Source organism: Gottfriedia sp. NPDC057991 (assembly GCF_042886615.1).
Classification (GTDB): Bacteria; Bacillota; Bacilli; order Bacillales; family Bacillaceae_G; genus Gottfriedia.
Genome location: NZ_JBHVQN010000003.1, coordinates 143051 through 162837 on the forward strand (window position 1 = coordinate 143051; position 19787 = coordinate 162837).

General features: G+C 35.4%; 8 protein-coding genes. 3 read left to right on the top strand and 5 right to left on the bottom strand.

What is annotated here, in order from left to right; translation table 11 throughout:
- Nucleotides 1-130: 130 nt before the first annotated feature.
- Both ACFVR2_RS12225 and ACFVR2_RS12230 read right to left on the bottom strand, forming a co-directional pair.
- Nucleotides 131-2311, bottom strand: coding sequence for a YhgE/Pip family protein (locus ACFVR2_RS12225; protein WP_387362016.1), 2181 nt, complete (start codon nucleotides 2309-2311; stop codon nucleotides 131-133).
- Between the two features lie 137 nt (nucleotides 2312-2448).
- Nucleotides 2449-3039, bottom strand: a complete 591-nt coding sequence (locus tag ACFVR2_RS12230; protein ID WP_387362018.1) for a TetR/AcrR family transcriptional regulator — start codon at nucleotides 3037-3039, stop codon at nucleotides 2449-2451.
- A 289-nt stretch (nucleotides 3040-3328) separates the two neighbouring features.
- Here ACFVR2_RS12230 and ACFVR2_RS12235 point away from each other — a divergent pair, with 289 nt between their 5' ends.
- Nucleotides 3329-4756: an alanine/glycine:cation symporter family protein gene (locus tag ACFVR2_RS12235; RefSeq protein ID WP_387362020.1), complete on the top strand. Its 1428-nt coding sequence runs from the start codon at nucleotides 3329-3331 to the stop codon at nucleotides 4754-4756.
- 323 nt (nucleotides 4757-5079) lie between these two features.
- Here ACFVR2_RS12235 and ACFVR2_RS12240 read toward each other — a convergent pair whose 3' ends face one another.
- Together ACFVR2_RS12240 and ACFVR2_RS12245 are read right to left on the bottom strand one after the other, a co-directional pair.
- Nucleotides 5080-5838 (bottom strand): SDR family oxidoreductase, encoded by a 759-nt coding sequence (locus tag ACFVR2_RS12240; protein ID WP_387362022.1) that lies wholly within the window; start codon nucleotides 5836-5838, stop codon nucleotides 5080-5082.
- 29 nt (nucleotides 5839-5867) lie between these two features.
- Nucleotides 5868-7310, bottom strand: coding sequence for a DHA2 family efflux MFS transporter permease subunit (locus ACFVR2_RS12245; protein WP_387362024.1), 1443 nt, complete (start codon nucleotides 7308-7310; stop codon nucleotides 5868-5870).
- Between the two features lie 272 nt (nucleotides 7311-7582).
- On the opposite strand from ACFVR2_RS12245, the gene ACFVR2_RS12250 reads away from it, so the two are divergent.
- Both ACFVR2_RS12250 and ACFVR2_RS12255 read left to right on the top strand, forming a co-directional pair.
- Entirely contained in the window at nucleotides 7583-8161 is a 579-nt protein-coding gene (locus ACFVR2_RS12250; RefSeq protein ID WP_387362026.1) for a TetR/AcrR family transcriptional regulator, read from the top strand.
- 405 nt (nucleotides 8162-8566) lie between these two features.
- Nucleotides 8567-9787, top strand: coding sequence for a helix-turn-helix domain-containing protein (locus ACFVR2_RS12255; protein ID WP_387362028.1), 1221 nt, complete (start codon nucleotides 8567-8569; stop codon nucleotides 9785-9787).
- Between the two features lie 300 nt (nucleotides 9788-10087).
- Here ACFVR2_RS12255 and ACFVR2_RS12260 read toward each other — a convergent pair whose 3' ends face one another.
- Nucleotides 10088-18667, bottom strand: a complete 8580-nt coding sequence (locus ACFVR2_RS12260) for an InlB B-repeat-containing protein (RefSeq protein ID WP_387362030.1) — start codon at nucleotides 18665-18667, stop codon at nucleotides 10088-10090.
- Between the last annotated feature and the right edge of the window lie 1120 nt (nucleotides 18668-19787).

Sequence of the window (19787 nt, forward strand, 5' to 3'; positions counted from 1 at the left end):
TCCCATATTCCATTACTAATTTTACAATAAAAGATTGACCTAAAGATACTGGATTTTTATTTCACTAATAATAAAAAAGGATTGAAATCTTTTTTTATTAGACTTCAATCCTTTTTATTATTTTATCGTTTTAAGCCTCGATTTCACTTAATTGTTTTTTCTTTGATAATTTAACACGAACTGCAAAAGTTACATTTGTTAAGATAATGAATAACACTGCAAATCCACATAAATAGTAGACTTGATCCCATACAAACCCTTTGCTAACAGAACTAGAGATTAATTCTCTGAATCCTTTTATAGCATACGTCATAGGTAAATATGGATGAATCGTTTGGAAGAATGTTGGTGTTAAAGATATTGGGAAAGTACCTGAAGTTCCACCAATTTGTAATAACATCATAACAAACACTAAATATTGCCCTATATTTCCTAATGTAACAGTTAAGAATTGTATTAATGAATAGAAGGTCAAGCTAGTGATAATTGTAAACACTACGAACAACCACATGTTTTTCACATCAAGACCCATACCATAAATTAAAACCATATCTGCTACGATTGATTGCATGATTCCCACGAAGATTAGAACGCTATATTTACTAAAGAACCAAGCTAAACCAGTAGTCGGAACAATAGAATTCTTTCTCATCGGATAAACTGAAGTGAACATTAACCCACCTGCAAATAGTCCAATTGATAAGATATAAGGTGTTAATCCTACACCATATTCTTTTACATTATTCAATTTATGAGAAACTAGCTCTGTCGGTTCTGCAAAGAATTTATCGGTTTCATCACCTGTTTTAACTTTGTTTACCTCATCTCCACCATCTTTCAGAGATTTATGAAGTTCAGTTGTTCCTTTTGTTAAATCAGTTGCACCTTTTAATAAGTCTCCAGACCCACTATATAGCTTATTCGTTCCATCAGATAGTCGTTTAGAACCATCATTTAATTGATTGATCCCTTGGACTAATTGGTCCCCGCCTGTATTTAATTTACCTAGGCCTATTGAAAGTAACGAACTTCCTTCACTTAATTCCTTTGTACCATTGTATAAATCATTACTTCCTTGAGCTAATTGATTTGCTCCATTAGATGCTTCTTGCAATTTACTATTAAATAAACTTAAATTTGTATTTAATTCTTTTTGTCCAGCAAGTAGATTATTTGAACCTTCGTATAATTGACCTTGTGCTGCAGCAATTTGATCAACACCGTTTTTAATTTGATTACTTCCTTTTGATAGTTGATCTAAACTATTTGAGATTGCTTGTAATTTCTGTAAATCTTCTTTACTTAATGAACCATCTTGCAATCCATTAACTATTGATTTAAGCGCATCATTAGTAGCACCAAGATTCGCATTAAATCCTGCTTCATTTTTTTGCAGTTGGGTTGCTCCAGCATAAGATTGTTTTAGTCCATCATTTAATTGGTTACTTCCAGCTTCTAGCTTAGAAGAGCCAGCTTCGATTTTATTGCCGCCTACAACTAGTTGCGATAGTCCATTATTTAAATCACTAGAACCAGCTTTTAACGTACCAGTTCCATCTAGAAGAGTATTTAAACCAGTATTTAATTTATTAGCACCATCACTTGATTGTTTAATACCATCTGATAATTGTGTCGCTCCACTTTTCAGTTTTGTACTACCATTTTCAAATGTGATCATGCTGTCATTTAATTTTTTTAAATTTTTATTTAAAACATCTGTTCCATCTGTTATTTTTGATGCACCATCATTGATTTTACCTGCACCATCGGACGCTTTTGTCATACCATCTCCAATATCCTTGAAATTATCAAAAACTGTTTTAGCATATTGTTCTGTAATTTCTTTTGAGATAGTAGCATTTACTTCTTTCATTGCATTTGTACCAATTTGTGCGCCTACATAGTTTTTACCGGCATTCGTGTAATAATTTAATTTCATTTTCTGCGGTTTTTCGTCTAATAACGTAGCTGCATTTTTGGAGAAGTTAGAAGGTAATTCGATGACTAAATAATATTTTTCATCGTTTAATCCTTCCATTGCCTGTTTTTTATTTGTAACTTTCCATTTGAATGACTTATTATCTTTCAATCCTTCAACAAAATCTTTCCCTACATTAAGCTTTTTATCATTAAACTCAGTACCCTTATCATTGTTAACAATTGCGACAGATAATTTTTCTGTTTTATTATAAGGATTCCAATAAGCAGATAAGAAAATTAAAGAGTAAAGCATTGGTACAAGCCCAATCGCAATGATTGTTGCAATTGTCATTGGCTTCTTAAAAATATTTTTCCATTCCTGTTTAAACACAAAATCACTCCCCTTTTAGACCATCTGACCAAATGTGTATTTTGGTCATTTTATTGCATTTAAATAGTTTAATACTCCCTTTTATTAAAAAATAAAAGGTAATACTAAACCATTCTCCCGTTAAACTCATTTTCATGTTATTCCGGACTTTTTTTTCCTATTAATCCGAATAAAATTAATTGCACCATTTTATTTATAGCATCATCTGTAATATGCATTGGATCTTTATCCAGTACACTCTTTTGTAGATTAAGAATCGATATAATCGTCGTAATCATACTTAAACTTAGTATTGGAATTTCTAAATGAAAATTTGTTTCTTTTGCAAGCATTCTTGATTCTATTTCCTCTTCAATTGGTGTTTTACGATAGATTTGTTGGAAGAAAATTTCTGATAACTCAGGGTGTCTTAAAGTTTCACTGATCAAGATTTCAATTTGATTTCGATTCTTTTCTACCCATTTAATCCTTTTCTCAACATATAATCTAAGCAATTCTTCAATTGAAAGTTTACTAAAATCCTCTTCCATCCAAACGTCTTGAATATCTGGTTTGACACAAGTAATCAATACATCCAGCTTGCTTTTAAAATACTTATAAATCGTCGCTTCGGAAATTTTACTTTCCTTTGCAATTTGATTAATTGTCGTACCATCATAACCATTTTTCGCAAATAGTTGGATAGACTTTTCTAGGATGTGATGTTTTGTTCTTTCTCCCTTATTCACTTTTTACCTCCTTAAAAAAAGTTGTTAAAAAGGCATTAAATCTTCTTATTTAGCGTGCTGCAAAAAAAGTAAGTGTTTATTCACTTTCCTAGTATATTAACCAAAATTAATTTCGTCAACAAAAAGTAAGTGAACACTTACTTTTTTAATCTTATTTTAATGTTACCTTTTTTTATTGGATAATCATTAAAAAAATCGTTGCCTTCGTCGACAGAATAAATTATTATTACACTTTGTAGTCAAAATTATCGGATATTTTTGCGAATATTCTTACAAAGGAGAGGGATTCATGACAGAATTGGTTTCAGTACTCAACGACTATCTATGGGCTAAATTACTTGTTATTTTATTAGTTGCAATCGGCCTATTTTTAACAGTTTATTTAGGATTTATTCAGTTTAAATTCTTCCCTGAAATGATTCGATTATTAGGTGATGGTCGAAACAGAGACAAAGACAAAAAGACTGTTTCTTCATTACAAGCATTTATGATCGGAATGGCTGCTCGTATTGGTACGGGGAATATTGCCGGTGTTGCAACAGCAGTGGCATTAGGTGGACCAGGTGCAGTATTTTGGATGTGGTTAATGGCATTAATTGGTTCAGCTTCAGCATTTGTAGAAAGTACTTTGGCTCAGCTTTATAAAGTGAAAGATGGTTCTTCATGGCGTGGTGGACCTGCTTATTATATGGAAAAAGCTTTAGGTAATCGAAAGCTTGGTGTTATTTTTAGTATTTTAATTACTTTATCTTTTGGTCTTATTTTTAACGCAGTACAAGCAAATACGATTGCTGCTTCTATTAATAATGAATTTGGTATAAATACAAAAACAACTGCGATTGTACTGGCTATTATTACAGCACTAATTATTTTTGGTGGCGTACATTCAGTTGCAAAATTCTCAACTGTTTTAGTACCTATTAAAGCTGGTGTTTACATTATTTTAGCTTTATGGGTTATGTTTTCAAATTTCGATATTTTACCAGATGTATTTGGTGCAATTTTCTCTGAAGGAATTTTTACGTTTAAACAAATGTTTGGTGGTGTCATGGGTGCTGCAGTTCTTCACGGTATTCGTCGTGGATTATTCTCAAACGAAGCTGGTATGGGTTCTGCTCCAAACGCAGCTGCAACAGCTGACGTTACTCACCCCATAAAACAAGGTTTAATTCAAGCACTAGGTGTAATTGTCGATACATTTATCATTTGTTCATCTACAGCTATGATCGTATTAGTTTCAGGCGTTTACAAAACATCTGAACTATCAGGTATTCCTTTAACACAGGAATCTTTACGTGTAAGTCTAGGTGATTTTGCTGCAACATTCGTTTCAATTTCAGTATTCTTATTTGCATTAAGTACAATTATGGGTAACTATTACTACGGTGAATCAAATATTAGCTTCATGAAGAATTCAAAAAAATCAATTTACCTATACCGTTTTGCAGTAATTGGAATGGTATTATTCGGAGCATTATATAGCGCTGAATTAATTTGGTCTTTAGCAGATATCTTCATGGGATTAATGGTACTAGTTAACCTTTACGCAATTACGCGTTTAGCTAAAGTTGTAAAAGCTTTATTAAAAGATTATGTTTCTCAAAAGAAACAAGGATTGGATCCAGTTTTCTCTGCTGATAAAATTGATAACTTACCAGGTCGTGATCAGTTAGAGGCTTGGATTGATGAGAAAGACGTTAAGAAAAACGTTGGATAATGCATTAAAACCATCGTTCATTTCAGAATGATGGTTTTTGATTTTTTTCAATTAATATCAAATATGATCAATCTTTAATATAGTAGTAATCCATTCTGTTTTATTTTCAAGAAACTCATTAGGAAACCATTATACAAGCAACTATATTCCCTTTAAAACTATATTAGGAATTATTATTTTAAAAAGGGTTGAATTACAGAAAAACATCATCTCCTTAAATTACCAATTAATAATACAAAATATGTGGAATTAATATTTATCCTAAATAAAAAAACCGTCTAGATTATCCAGACGGTCTTTCTCTTCATTTCAATTTTCTTATGTTAATAAGCAGTCCAACCAGCATCACCAGTAATTACAGTACCATTAACAAAGCTTGATTCATCTGAAGCGAGGAATAAAGCTATTTCTGCAATTTCTTCTGGTTTACCTACTCGTGGATTAACTCCTAATCCTGCTTGAATTCGTCCCATACCAAATTGGTTAATATTTGTCATGGAAGAACCGATATTTGTTTCAACTCCACCTGGGGCAATTGCGTTGCATCGAATTCCATTCGTTGCGTACATGAACCCAGTATTCTTCGTGAATCCAACAACTGCATGCTTAGACGCTGTATAAGCCGCTCCAGCTCTAGCCCCTTGAAGTCCACCTGCCGAAGCTACATTAATAATAACCCCTTGCTCTTTTTCTAAAAAGATCGGTAAGACTTTTCTAGTTGAACGCATTACACTTGTAGTGTTTACCGCAAATACTCTTTCCCACTTATTATCTTCAATATCACCAGCAGGTTCAAAGTTATCCATAATTCCTGCATTATTAACTAGAATATCCAATGTATCAAAGGTATTAACGGCAGAATCGATTAAGTTTTGAATATCATTTTCGAGAGCAACATTAGCCATAACAGCTATTGCATCTCCACCGTTTGATTTTATTTCTTCAACGGTAACATTTGCAGCATCTACATTAATATCAGATACTACCACTTTTGCACCTTCCTTGGCATAAAGGACAGCAATTGCTTTCCCCATTCCTGAACCAGCACCAGTTACTACAGCTACTTTGTTTTGAAGTCTCATGATATATTCCTCCAATTAATTATGGTGTATTATGCTTTAACTGTTACCTTTTTTAATTTAACTGTTGCCTCTTCAGAAGCCGCTTGTTTAACCTTCTTGATAAAGAATGAAAGTAGTAATCCAAGGATCCCTATTCCAACAATCACTAGATACGCATCGTTAATTCCATTTATTGAAGCTTCTTTTATAATCTGAGCTTGTGTTAATCCCTTAGAAGCCGCTGTAGGAATTAAATCCTGTATATGTGTTTTAGTACGGTCTGTCATAATTGTAACTAGAAGTGATGTACCAACCGCTCCGGCAACTTGACGAACTGTATTCGTAATTGCCGTACCGTGTGCATTTAATTGCTTTGGAAGTTGATTTAAACCAGCTGTCTGTATTGGCATCATCATTAATGCCATACCGATTCGGCGACCTGTGGACATAAGAACTAGATAAGTGTAACTAGTTGAGTCAGTAAGGTTTGTAAAGCCAAGTGTCGTTGCAATTGTGATAATCATTCCGAAAATAGCTAGCCATTTTGCACCTACACGATCAAATAACCTACCTGTAACCGGCATAAGGAAGCCCATTACCAATGCACCAGGAAGTAATAGAAGACCTGACTCAACAGGTGTATAACCACGGATATTTTGTAAGTAAAGTGGTAGTAGCATCATATCTGCATACATTACCATCGTTACTGCGATATTAATAACTGTCGTTAATGAGAACATACTGAACTTGAATGCACGCAAATCAAGTAAAGGATTTTGCGAAACCATTTGTCTCCATGCGAAAAGTACAAGGGCCAATACCCCGACAACAATCGTACTAATTACTTCTGAATTCGACCAACCTAAACTTCCAGCTCGGCTGAAACCATAAAGCATTGCACCAAAACCAACTGTAGACAATGTAATGCTAAGAAGATCAAATTTTGTTTTGATACGATCCGATACATTTCGTAAATAAATGTAACCAAGCACGATTACAAGAACAGCAAATGGAATCATTCCGTAAAACATCGTTTCCCATTTGTAATTCTCCATTACATAACCTGCAAGTGTAGGACCAATTGCTGGAGCAAAGATAATCGCTAGCCCAACCATCCCCATCGCTCCTCCGCGCTTTTCTGGCGGAAAAAGTGTCAAAATAACGTTCGTTAATAGTGGCATAATAATTCCTGCCCCTGCAGCCTGAATCAAGCGGCCTGTTAACAGAACAGGGAAATCGGTCGCAATTGCCGATACAATTGTTCCTGCTAAAAAGATAATCATTGAAGCTTGAAATAGTTCTCGTGTGGTGAAACGTAGCATTAAATAGGCTGTAATCGGAATTAATACACCGTTTACTAGCATGTAGCCTGTTGTTAACCACTGTGCTGTCGCTGCCTTGATATGAAAATCAACCATTAGCTCAGGTATGGCAACACTCATAAGCGTTTGATTTAATGTTGCCAGAAAGGCACCTAAAATCAAAATGAACATAATAGGTCCCTTTTTTAACGAATTTGTGTCAATTCCAGAAGTTTTACTCAATCCCCCATCATTCCTTTCTCTCTTTATCATGGACATAATTTACAAAGTGTTTAATAATTAACATGATATAAATTACATTATAATTAGTTAGTTCATTCTTACAACCAACAATATTAGAAGAAGTGTATTGTAGTTATCACTCTTTTTAGTTCTGTAGTTAAAACTAAAAATAATAAACACATCTGAAAAAAATGTAAATTTCATGGAAAAGGTGATTTGATTTGAAGGATAAAACAAAAATAGATCCTAGGATCATTCGTACGCGCCAGTTAATTAAAGACGCTTTTATCGATTTGCTTCAAGAGATGGACATAAATAAAATTACGGTTAACCGTATAGCTGAACGCGCAACAGTTAATCGGGTTACATTTTATCTACATTATCGTGACATACAAGATATGATGGAGAACATGGCTTTGGAAATGGGTGAAAAACTTGGACAAATTATGAGAGATTCAACAACCTATAATTCTATAGAAGAAACTGACTCGGTGAAGCTTTTAAACTTACTTGAACATATAGCAGAGAATGCAAAGTTTTATAAAGTAGTTCTTGCTTCTACTAAAACACCAATCTTCACAGAACAACTATTAAAAATCATTACGGAAACAATAACGAAAAGAAGAGAAATTGACTCTTTGCACATTAAGACAGATATTCAAAAGGATATTATTATCTGGTATGGATCATCAGCTCTGATTGGTACAATTGTCTCGTGGTTAAGAAATGACATGCCGTATACCCCTCAATATCTGGCTATGCAATTATCTTTACTTTTTAGAATTGGAAACAAAGTATAAATTCTGTGCCAAGGTAAAGAAATTGGAATGAAAAAGTAGGAAATAAAGATAGTCCTCTAAAACCGATCCTAATCTTTCCTTGGCTCTGCTCTTAACCTCTTGTCCCACTAATAAGCTGCTATTCAGGAGTGGAGATAACGATTACATTCTGAAATAACAATAAAAAATACGAAATGGTCGTCCGTGGAAATATTAGTAAAGTATTAGAAGATTGAATGAATAACTTCAATTAATTTCTTCCTATCTTGAGGTAATCCTATCCAAATTTCATTTTTACTTAACATATCTTTAAGTATTACTTCACATGCTACACGGGTTTTCTAAATATACTAATTTTGTTGTTAAATGTAGAATTTTAGTATTAGGTACTATTTCTAAAATCTTGGATGGGAGGAGGACTTAGTTATGTATGAAGGAAAAATTATCAAATTTTATAGAGAAAAATACAAACTAACACAAGAACAATTAGGAAAAAACATATGCTCCGTTACCCATATCAGTAAAATAGAATGTGCACAAACAAAGTACGCCCCTGAAATTATTAATTTATTATCAAACAGACTTGGAATTGATATGGAATTAGAAGTAGCTAATTTTATGAATATTAAACATCGACTACTTCACTGGCATGACGTTATAGTTATGCAGTTATTTGAAGAGATGGATCAGATCTACTATGAATTTGAAATGGAGGAACTAATCCAAATCTCTGAATATAATGATATGTATCAGTTGCTAAGAGCGAAATATTTTCTTGCGCATAATAAATGCAATGAAGCTTTTAAAATCATTAAAAAGCTTCAAAAAAAAGAAGACAAATTAGCACCATATGAAAGAAATTTATTAAAGCATATTTTAGGAATTTATTCTCTAGCTAAGCAAGAATACGGTAAAGTGATCGAAATCTTAAAGTCGATTGATAATACAGTTTATAAAAATCCTGAATATTTCTACCATCTAGCATCGGCTTACCATACTTTAACTGCTCCTGTGTTAGCCTATTATTATGCTGAAAAATCTCATCAATTTTTTAAGCAAATTAATAACTATCTTAGAGTTATTGATGCTGAAATGTTAATGATTATCCAAGTTCAAGGTGACACATTAGAGGAAGAAATTATTAATCGTTTCAAAAATTTGATTAGAAGCTGTGAGTTGTGTAATGCTCCTGATCGAAAAGCAAAAGCTTTCCATAATTTAGCCTATGAGTTTTATAGAGGTAAAAATTATAAGGAAGCAAGTAAATATTATAAACAATCAATGATGCTAAAAGATTCAGAATCTTCATCGTATTTAATTTCATTAGAAGGCTATATTCGTAGTTCCTTTGATGGAGGTTTTTCTAACATAGAAGAGCTTGTGCATGGTGCGGAAGAAGGTCTTTTCATAGCGAAAAAGAATAATTACAGTTTATATGTTCATTTATTTAAACTTTTACTTTATTTATTAAAATCAAAAGAGAAAGAATACCATCATTATTTAAACAGCAAAGCTTTACCTATGTTTGAAAAAAATGGTTTTACGTTTTTAGTAGAACGCTCTAAAAAGGAATTATTTAATTATTATAAAAAGATGAATTTAAATGAGCAAGCAATGGAGATTGCACAATTAATCGTAAATGCTTAGCACTTATATATTTTAATAGTATAACTATTTATAGATAAATCGCTGGTTCTCTTCCTGGAAACCAGCTTTTGTTTTTATTCAAGTGCTTTTAGAGATTAACTTCTATAAAAAAATAAGACAAGAATACGGAAATTGTATTCTTGTCTTTTATTATTTTTAAGGGAAAGTTTTTAATTGAAAAAAGATAAAATCGTTTTACTTTTCCAAAAAAGGTGTTTAATCCATCTTCTTAATATCATTAAACACCCTTTATGACTTTTTTACTTGAGAGTAAATTTGTACTGCTAGTTATTTCATTTTTTATAGCTTGATCGACATTACGCTTGTCCACTCACCATAGATTTTTTGCGATCCAACCATTTTGTAAGAACGGATTTTGTAGTAGTATGTTTTACCTTTACTTAATCCTTTATTTGTGTAATTTGTTGTTGTTACACTGCTCAGGTGTGAAAATGTGCCTGTTTTTGAAGTTGATTTAACAATTTCATATCCTGTTGCACCTGATACTTTTGACCACGTTAGTTTCACAGCGTCTTTTCCTGATTTCGTTAATTTCGCATTTGATGGTTTAGCTGGAATTGCTACCCATTTCGCGTAAATTGTAGTATTAGCTGTAACAAGATCCTTCGCAAAGTTCCAAGCTACTTTTCCTTCTGCATCTTTGTACCATCCAAGGAATACATAACCTTTTCTTGTTGGTGACGCTGGTTGGCTAATTGTTGAATTGTAATTTGCTGTTTTTGAAGCAACGGAACTTCCACCGTTACTGTTAAATTTAACAGTATACGTGTTGATGTTCCATTTTGCATAAAGTGTGATGTTACCTGTTAATTTTAAAGAATTTCCTGCTGGTGTTTTTAATGTAGCATCATTGTACCATCCTGCGAACGTATAGCCCGTTCTTGTTGGTTTTGGTAAATTAACGACGCTATTGTAATCTGCAGTTTGAGCAGGAACTGTTGAACCACCATTGCTTACATAGTTCACTTTATAAGAATTAATTTTCCACTTCGCATATAACGTTGTATTACTTGTTACTTTATCTGTTGCAAAGTTCCAAGCTACTTTACCTTCCTCATCTTTGTACCATCCAACTAACGTGTAGCCTGTTCTGTTTGTTGTCGGTGCAGTGATCGCCGAGTTATATGTTGCAGTTTTGTCAGCAACTTGACTGCCGTCATTACTATTGAAGTGAACAGTGTAAGAATTAATATCCCATTTCGCATAAAGGATCATGTTGTCTGTTACTTTGTCAGTATCAAAGTTCCATGGTGTTTTACCTTCAGCATCTTTCGTCCAACCAAGGAAAGTATAGCCTGTTCTTGTTGGTTTTGTTTCATCTAGAAGTGTGTTGTATTCAGCCTTCACTGATACGACTAGTCCAGCATCCTGTGTGTTATAGATTACAGTATATTTAGCTGGTTTCCAAGTTCCGTAAATTGTTTTTGCAGAGTAAATTGAATTTGTGAAATCCCAAGGGATTGTGCAATCTTCATCTGCGAACCATTTTAAATCGTATCCGTGTACGGTTGGTTCTGCAATACGACGTACGACGATTTGGTCTTTTACTTCAAATGGCGCTTTTTCACCTTTTAGAACAAAGTGAATGTTATTTCCGTTTACGATTTTTTGCGTCACTGTAACATCTGCATATTCTTTTGCGCTAATACTGATGATAAAGTCACCTGTTTTTTTGAATACACTCTGATCAATTGTTAGTGTGCCATGTGTTGCATCGATTTTGTATTTTGTTGCATCAATCGCTGAGCCAGCTACTTTGATACTCGTAATCGCATTTGCCCAATCTCTGTCGCTAAATTCTAGTGTAATCTCATTGCCTAACGCATTATCAGTTGTATCAGCTGATACGATTGATGTTGCTAAGGCATATTTTGCATATAGTTTAATTGGTTTTGTCACAATGCTTGTGAAATCAAACGGCGTTGTTAACGCTTCGTCACTATACCATCCCATAAATTTGTAACCAACTTTAGTTGGGGCAGTTGGCATTGTAACACGTGAGTCAACGATTTGCGGTTCAATTGCATCGCCTCCGTTTGTTTCAAAAGTAACTGTGTAACCAATGACTTGGTCTGTAACAGTCGCATCCAAGTACCCTTCTGACGAAATGGTCACATTGACTTTTTGTCCAGCTGTAAATAATGATTTATCAAGTGTAATTGAACCTTTGTGTGTTATTGAATCATACGTTAGTTTATAATCAGTACCCGCATTTAGTACTTTTGAACCAATGCTGACTTTCTTGATATTATTTCGCCAAGTTCCGTCGTCTGTAAAGGCGATTGTAATATCACTTCCAACAACATTTCCTACCACATCTTTTGTGACTTGTGGCGGTGTTTTCATCCAAGCGATGTAATACGTTTCATTGTTTTTCAATACTTTACCAGTTCCTGTTGAAATTGGTACATCTTGTCCACTTGATCCCTCCGCATCATAATAAAGGGTTGGCATCATGGAAAGAGTGCCATTTTTTACTTTTGTTGCTGCTGTAGTCATATCAACACCAAATGCTTTTCCGTTGACTAGTTTGTCACTGAAGAATACATCACCTGGTGAATTTAATGTGCCTCCATTTAAATCAATGTGTCGGCGATAACCTAGCTTCACACTTGGAATCTGAACGGTTTCTCCTGTTGTTGACGTTAGTGTTAGTTGATAGCCAGTTGAACTTGGCGCTTGACTAAACGCAAACTTTTCAGTTGGATGAGCAGTCGCATAAGTTTCTGTCGCCGTTGTAAACGTTAACGTACCACTACCGTCACCATTAACAACTAAATCATACGTAGTTGGATCTAACGTATACGTACTGTCTGTTGTTTCAAACGTGCCATCTGCTTTCATTTTTTTGTACGTTGCGTCAATTTTTGCGATATCGTTCTTTGTCTTTAACCATGGTGTATTCGTTGTATAGTCTGGGATTTTAATCTTAACTGGACCTTCACCAAGTACGGTACCACCTAAATTATCTCCATCTGGTTTCGACACATCAACAGGTGAATAATTTTGCGTGTAATTCACTTGCCATTTTGCAGCAACCTTTATATCTGAAGCATAGTTATTATATTCAACCCAAGGAGTCGTTAATGCACCCGTCACTGGATCGACATTATACCAACCAACAAAATTATAGCCAGGTTTGACAGAAAGTGGCGTACTTCGATTTGCGGAGATACTATTGAAAATAAACTGTCCTCCATTATATCGAGAGTTGCTTGGTTTAAATCCGAATGAAATTGGATTTATCGCGCTTCCACCTTTTGAGTCAAACGTAATGCCATATCCAATTGGTTGAGCCGCACTTGTGCCATCTGCACCAATCGTTACTGTCGGATAAATGGTTCCATCTACACCGGTTGAGTTGATCTCGAATTTATACAATTGAGGTAAATAGTTCGTTCCTCCTGGATTAATCGCTGCATTATACGACGTATTGACATTCGGATCAATTGTTGCATTTGTTTTAAATAAATCGGCTTTAAATGTAATTTTTCCTGTTTGTGAAATATCGTAATACAGATTACCATTTCCATCTTTTAGATTCGTAATATCCAAGCCTGTTGTAAAATTCGCTGTTTTTACAACGATTTTATTGATGCCATTTCGCCAATTTGCGTCATCAGCAAATGTATAGTTAAACGTGATATCGTTTCTGATATGCGCTTTTGCTGGATCAGTGACCATTGGAATGGTAGGCGTTGCAATTGGCACTGATGCAATTGTAAAGCTATTCGTGACTGGTTGATAGCCAGCAGCCGTGATACGAACCGTGTACGTACCAGTCGAATTAAATAATGAACCATGTAATGCTAGTGTAGCTGGTACATATACGATCCCTTGTGTCGGGTCATTCTTGACGTAGCCGGATGTAATCGATACTGCTGGAACGGTTGTATTTGGTACAACTGCATTCGTTACGTCAGTGAAATTACCGCCTAGACCTAATTCAACCTTTGTAATCGCTTTTCGCCAGATCACATCGTCTAATAGCACAGTGCTTGTTGGGATTAACGAAACAGTTGAACCATTTTTCAAGTCTTGTAAAGTTGGTAATTGCGTGACGGATGTTTTTTGTGTTGGACCTGCAAAATTTAGCATTGCCATGACTTCACTTAGACCATTACCAGCAGATAAGTTATAGGTTTTAACTTTCGAATCATCAGAAGAAGCAGTATGTGTTCCTCTATTTGATGTAATAGAAAGATTTTCTGGCAAAGTAAGTTGTGGTTCTGGAACTACCTTACCTGCATCAATCGCACTTTGATTTTTCTGACCAAAGTTTTTAAAGATATAGTAAAAATCATTGTAATCAATATTACTGAAAGAGTAACTGCCAAATGAATTCAGTCCTGAGAAAGCCCAGCTAATGTCATTATTTCGATGCGCAGAAGAATTTGTAAAGAATTCCGCTTTTTCCTTAGAAGCTGTTGAACCTGTTACCACATTTTTTAGAAAATCGAAATCAGCATATGCTTGGATTTCTGAAACTAAATCCTTCATATCAATCACATTATCGCCATTTACATCTCCACCAAGTAAAAGTGGTGTGTTCATCGATGCAAAATTAAAGTATGAGCCTGATTGATAACCGAATTTGTTTGAACCAACCACTGGCGTTGTTTGATACCCTTTGAAGTGACCTGGCATATACGTTTCAATTGAATACGGTTTGTCACTTGCTTTCATTGTAATGGAATATGTGCCTGCCGATTGATTTTGGTATTGAATCGTGTTTGTGGCGCTTGTGTTATCGGTTACATACGTATTGCCATCCGCATCTTTTGCTGTTACGAACGCGCCTGTATCCTTCGTTATATTCGCAAAACTTCCACTTAGACTGTTTGCTCGGAAGCTTTCAGCAAACAGTGGGCCCGTCACTTGTGAGATCGGTTGTTTGACAAGTGGCATATTCGTTGGGAAAGCCGGAACGTCTGTGTCTTTTCCATCAATTGTGAAGCTCGATGTTTCGACAGCGAAACTCTCGTCAATTGGGCCAACAAATGCACTTTTATCTTTGTAAACCAAATCTGCTTCTAAAATCTTCATGTCTTGCGTTAGTGCACCTGCTTCAGAAACACCAGAAATGGTCACATCAATTGAATTTCTGCCTGTGCGTTTATTTAAATAAGGTTGACTAACTGTTAGTGCAGGTGTAATGCCTTTACCACGTAAATAGTTACTATATTCGTCAGAAAGCTTAATGTTCGAATATTCAAGTATAGGATCCGCCTCAATTGTAAAGGTACCGCCAGTCATTCCAATTCCATTTTTCGTCGCTAGTGACACTTTAAACGGTTTATTCGGTTCAACCACCACATTCCCTTTGCTTTCTAGTGCTGGGTCGACGCCTCCAGAAGCTGTTACGGTTACGTACGGCGAACCTTTTTTGATGAAGTAATACTTTTTCTTCGTTGTATACCAGTCGCCTGCTCCAGCATAGTCAGAAGGATAGATGACAAATTTCATTCCACTTGCTTTAATGTCATCAGGTTCTAAGCCGAAATCGAAACGACCATTTCCATCGGTTTTGAATATTTTCGTGACAAATGGACCATCTTGATAACCAAACACTGTGTTCTGCCCTTGATTGACAGGTGCAGGCTTAAGCGTATCGTAATCTTTTAACGTCGTTTCGCCATTATTTTTCATTACATCAATATTCGAGTCATAAACGGTTCCATAAAACTTCTTCACCTCTTGTCCTGGATTGTATCCAGTTGGGTCGATTTCATAAATACCCGGCTGCGAATCACTATCCATCGTTAAGGTAGGTGCTTTGTAGTCTACATAAAGTGTGTCTTCTTTTGTAAACTTTTTACCATCTTTGTCCGTTGCAATCATCTCAACTGAATAGGCACCTTCTTTTAGCTCCACAGGTGTTTTCGCTATGCCAGTTTGATCAAGTGAGCCATTATATGGTTTTGTAAATGGTAAATAGAGTCCATTAACCAGCATTTGAATCGGACCATAAACGACCCCAGGACCAGCCCCACTGATATTGCTCACATTTTGTACGACTCCGATATAGTTTCCATCTTTATCTTTCAATAGTACGTAGGCACTATTCATTGAACCATTAACAGAATACGTATAGCCTGAACCAGGTTGTCCCCCATTAGGGTTATAGTTTCCTGTATAACGTTCTCCCAGTGTCATCGCTTTGATATCTACTTTAAAATCTATTCCTTTTTCAGCAATGGTGATGGTAAATGGGATGCGGTATGATTCGCTCACATCATTTGCATTTACAACATTCACATATCCTTCATACGTACCGTCTAATGCATTTGCTGGCACGGTAATCGTCGCTTTTGCTTTTACAGAGCTTTTTCCGTCCACACTGACAGACGTTACATTCGACTCACCAATCGTAAAGTCGATTTTCACATTATTTCCGGTGCCTTGTCCAACTGGATTTGAACCCGCAAATTTTGTTGTGATGAACGTTGAACTTAATTTGAACGCTTTACTTGTTGAACCTTGGTTTGTAATCGTGAAGTCTTTTGATTTGACAACATCATCCGAGCCAGGTTTCGCTCCTTCTCCGCGTCCATTAAAACCAAACGAGAAGCTACCTGTCGTGTTATCGATTGGTGTATACTGATCTTGCCCATCGATATTTGTAATGCTTGTCGCTTTGTCTAATACTTGAATTTTGACGTTTGAGTGAACCGCTCGAACTGGATCCACACGTCCTGCACCAATTTGGTACACACTGTATGCTTTTGAATCGGTACTCACGTCTTTTGCTGTATTCATTAATGCAGTTTTCACATCGGCTGGTGTGTAATCCGGATGTGCAGCTAACACAAGTGCTGAAATCCCTGTTACGTGAGGCGCAGCCATCGATGTACCTGACAATGATTGATAGGCATATTTATAATCTTTATCACTATTTGGTTCCCACACATCGTATGGTTGCGTTGAGAAAATGTCAACACCTGGTGCGATGACGTCTGGTTTGATGCTCCAATCTTTTACTGGTCCTGTTGAACTGAACGATGCCAATTGATCAGCCGGTTTGTTGAGTGGGGCATCGAGCGTCATTGGGAACGTAATTTTTGCGTTCCCGGGATCGGCTTTGATTGCGTTAGCGAGTGCTTCACCTTGTGCTTGTGTAATCGAAACTGCATATACATTGTCAGCGCTAATCCCTAAAAAGTTTGGATTATACCCTTGTGTTTCTTCATCCGCTTGGTTATCCCAAATGATCATCCCTTTTGCTCCAGAATCTTTCGCATTGGCCATTTTTTGAGTTAAAGTATCGCCTCCGCGTTTCACAAGGGCGATTTTTCCACTCATGTCTCTTCCTACATAATCATCTTTACTTCCTAATCCAACATCGACGATTGGAATCGACAATCCTTTGAACGCATCATCAGCGTCTGCAAAATGTTTCCCGAATAATCGCGCTTGATAAGGCGTATTACCGAATTTTAAGGTTTGCACAGGAATTTGTTCTGGAACGGTACTTGCACCAACCGTAATGGCAAGTGGTGAAGTTCCTGGTGAACCAAGTGTCGCGACGCCTGGTCCTGCATTTCCTGCAGAAACTGAACAAACAACACCTTGTAAGGTTGCGTTGTTGATCGCGATACTCGTTGGGTAAAATGGGTCATTAATATTCGCACCGAGCGATAGATTCACGACATCCATTTTATCTTTTACTGCTTGGTCGATTCCGCTTAGTACAGCGTAAGAAGAACCATGTCCACCCGGTCCAAGTACGCGGTACCCGTGAAGTTCAACATCTGGTGCAACACCATCCGCTGAAAAAACGTTATTATTATTTGTCGTACTAGCCGCAATCGTACCTGATACGTGTGTACCGTGTTCCGTAATATAATCTTTGTAATTAGGAGATGGCTCACCTTCTTGTGGATTCGGATTTTCTCTTGCCGCTTCCCAATCGGGATAGATCGTTTCCATCGGGTCATGATCATCTACTGGAGTCACGGTTCCATCTGCATCAACTTTTGAATTAATAAAGTCATGTCCTTCGTATAAATGACCGTCCGCATCGTGAGTTACTTTATATAAATCAGGATGGTTGTAGTCAATCCCTGTATCAAGTACCCCAACTTTCACTCGTTGACCTTGTCTTGAACCTGACAAAAATTTACCTGTGATTCCTTCAGCGTGTAGTTTATCGACACCCAATAATGAAAGTCCTGCAGTTGGTTTTCCAGTCGAAGGAGTTTCAGTTGCTGCCTGTGTTTCGCCAGATGAAGGAGTTCCTTCTTCTACTTCGTATTGAACCACCGACCAGACTGAAGCAACATCCGCCTGACTTGCAATCGCTTCAACCATACTCGGTGGAACCGATAGTGCAACCCCGTTAAATGCATCTGTGTATTCTCTTGTGATGCGGACATCCGTTTGAACTTCTTTTCCACCAGTAATTTGCTTAGCTGGTTGCGTCTTGACAAACGCTTTAAATTTCGCATGTGCATCCGCAACTTTTTGTTTTGCTTCAGTGTAATCATCAGAAAATGTCTGCGCACTTGCACTTCCTTTTTCAAGTGATTGCTTTATGATTTGGATCTTTGCTGGATCCACTTTAAATTGAACGATTACGTTAATATTTTTTCCGCTTTTTAAATCTTTCTGATCGACGTGGATTTTTTGTGTGTTATCCGCACCAGTCAGCTTATTGATGCTCGCTTTTTGTTCTGGTGTTAATCCAGCCAAAATGCGGTTCACTTCATCTGCTGTAAATTTCCCATCAGATGAGCTTTTCTGATCGACATTCGACTCTGCATGTGCAAGAATCGCACTTTGGGGTAATACGACATTTAGTAACATCGCACTACTCAATGCAACAGCCGATAACGTTCGTTTCTTTTGCCTCTTCTTCATTAAATCTCCCCCATTTGAGTGAACTTTTCGGTTAAGAATTAAAAATATTCTAAAAAAATACAAATTAATTAATCTACCATAATAATACTTTAAAAAATACGTAAACTATATTGGGGGAATTTGCAGGAAATTGTCGTCATCTGACGAACAAAATCAACTCATTTATCTACCAAAAACAGCCTAATCTATGGGTTTTTACGCATAAATACACTGCTTTATCTTCATCTATTAGTTCTATATACCTAATTTATCAGTGAAATTCTATATTTATAATTTTATTGAAATTTAGTCTGATTTGGGGGAATTTTCTACATTTAAATATATTTTTTAAATTTTCTGATTATAAATCCCATTATTTTCTTACATTAGAAAACATCAATGAATTTTAAAGTCGTTTTTAAATTGTTCCTATTCTCAAAGATTCGCTATTCATTTCTTTATAATAAATAAAAACTGTAAGTAGATTAGATCACAGTTTTGGGTACAGGGAGAAGTTGTTTAAACACTCTTTAATTTATATCAGTATAAATACTTTAAAAGCATTAGGTCGTTTAAACGTTTTGTCCTCAGATAATATATCAATTTAGATAATACGATAAAAAAAATAATTTACTCCTAAAATAGAAAAACCTCTTAAAACAATAATAAATCAACGTTTTAAGAGGTCCTTATTTTCCCGATTTTTAGGCATAATGTGACTTAAATCATAATAATGTTACATTTTAAAGCATAATAATGTCATCCCCAGAAATTCAGTATTATCAAGGTTTTATTAATAATAGCTACCTTTTTCTATAACTAAAATAAATTTTTGAAGCTTACTACACCATTTTCAATTGTCTAAATTTAAACTTGTAACATCTTTTTACTTTATAAATTTACTTATAACATTCTTTTACTTTAATACCAGGAACAGTTGTATACATAGCCTCAAAATCAAAAATTTATTATTATCTTGTTTATGAACACTACCTAAGAAAAAACTACGACCTAGCAAAAAAATATTATTCTGAATCAATGATACTTAATGAAGCGAATCCGCAGTCTCTCCAATTTATATTGTCATTAGAAGGCTACGTACGCGAAGTTCATTCGATAGTGATTTTGTTTTAAATTTATA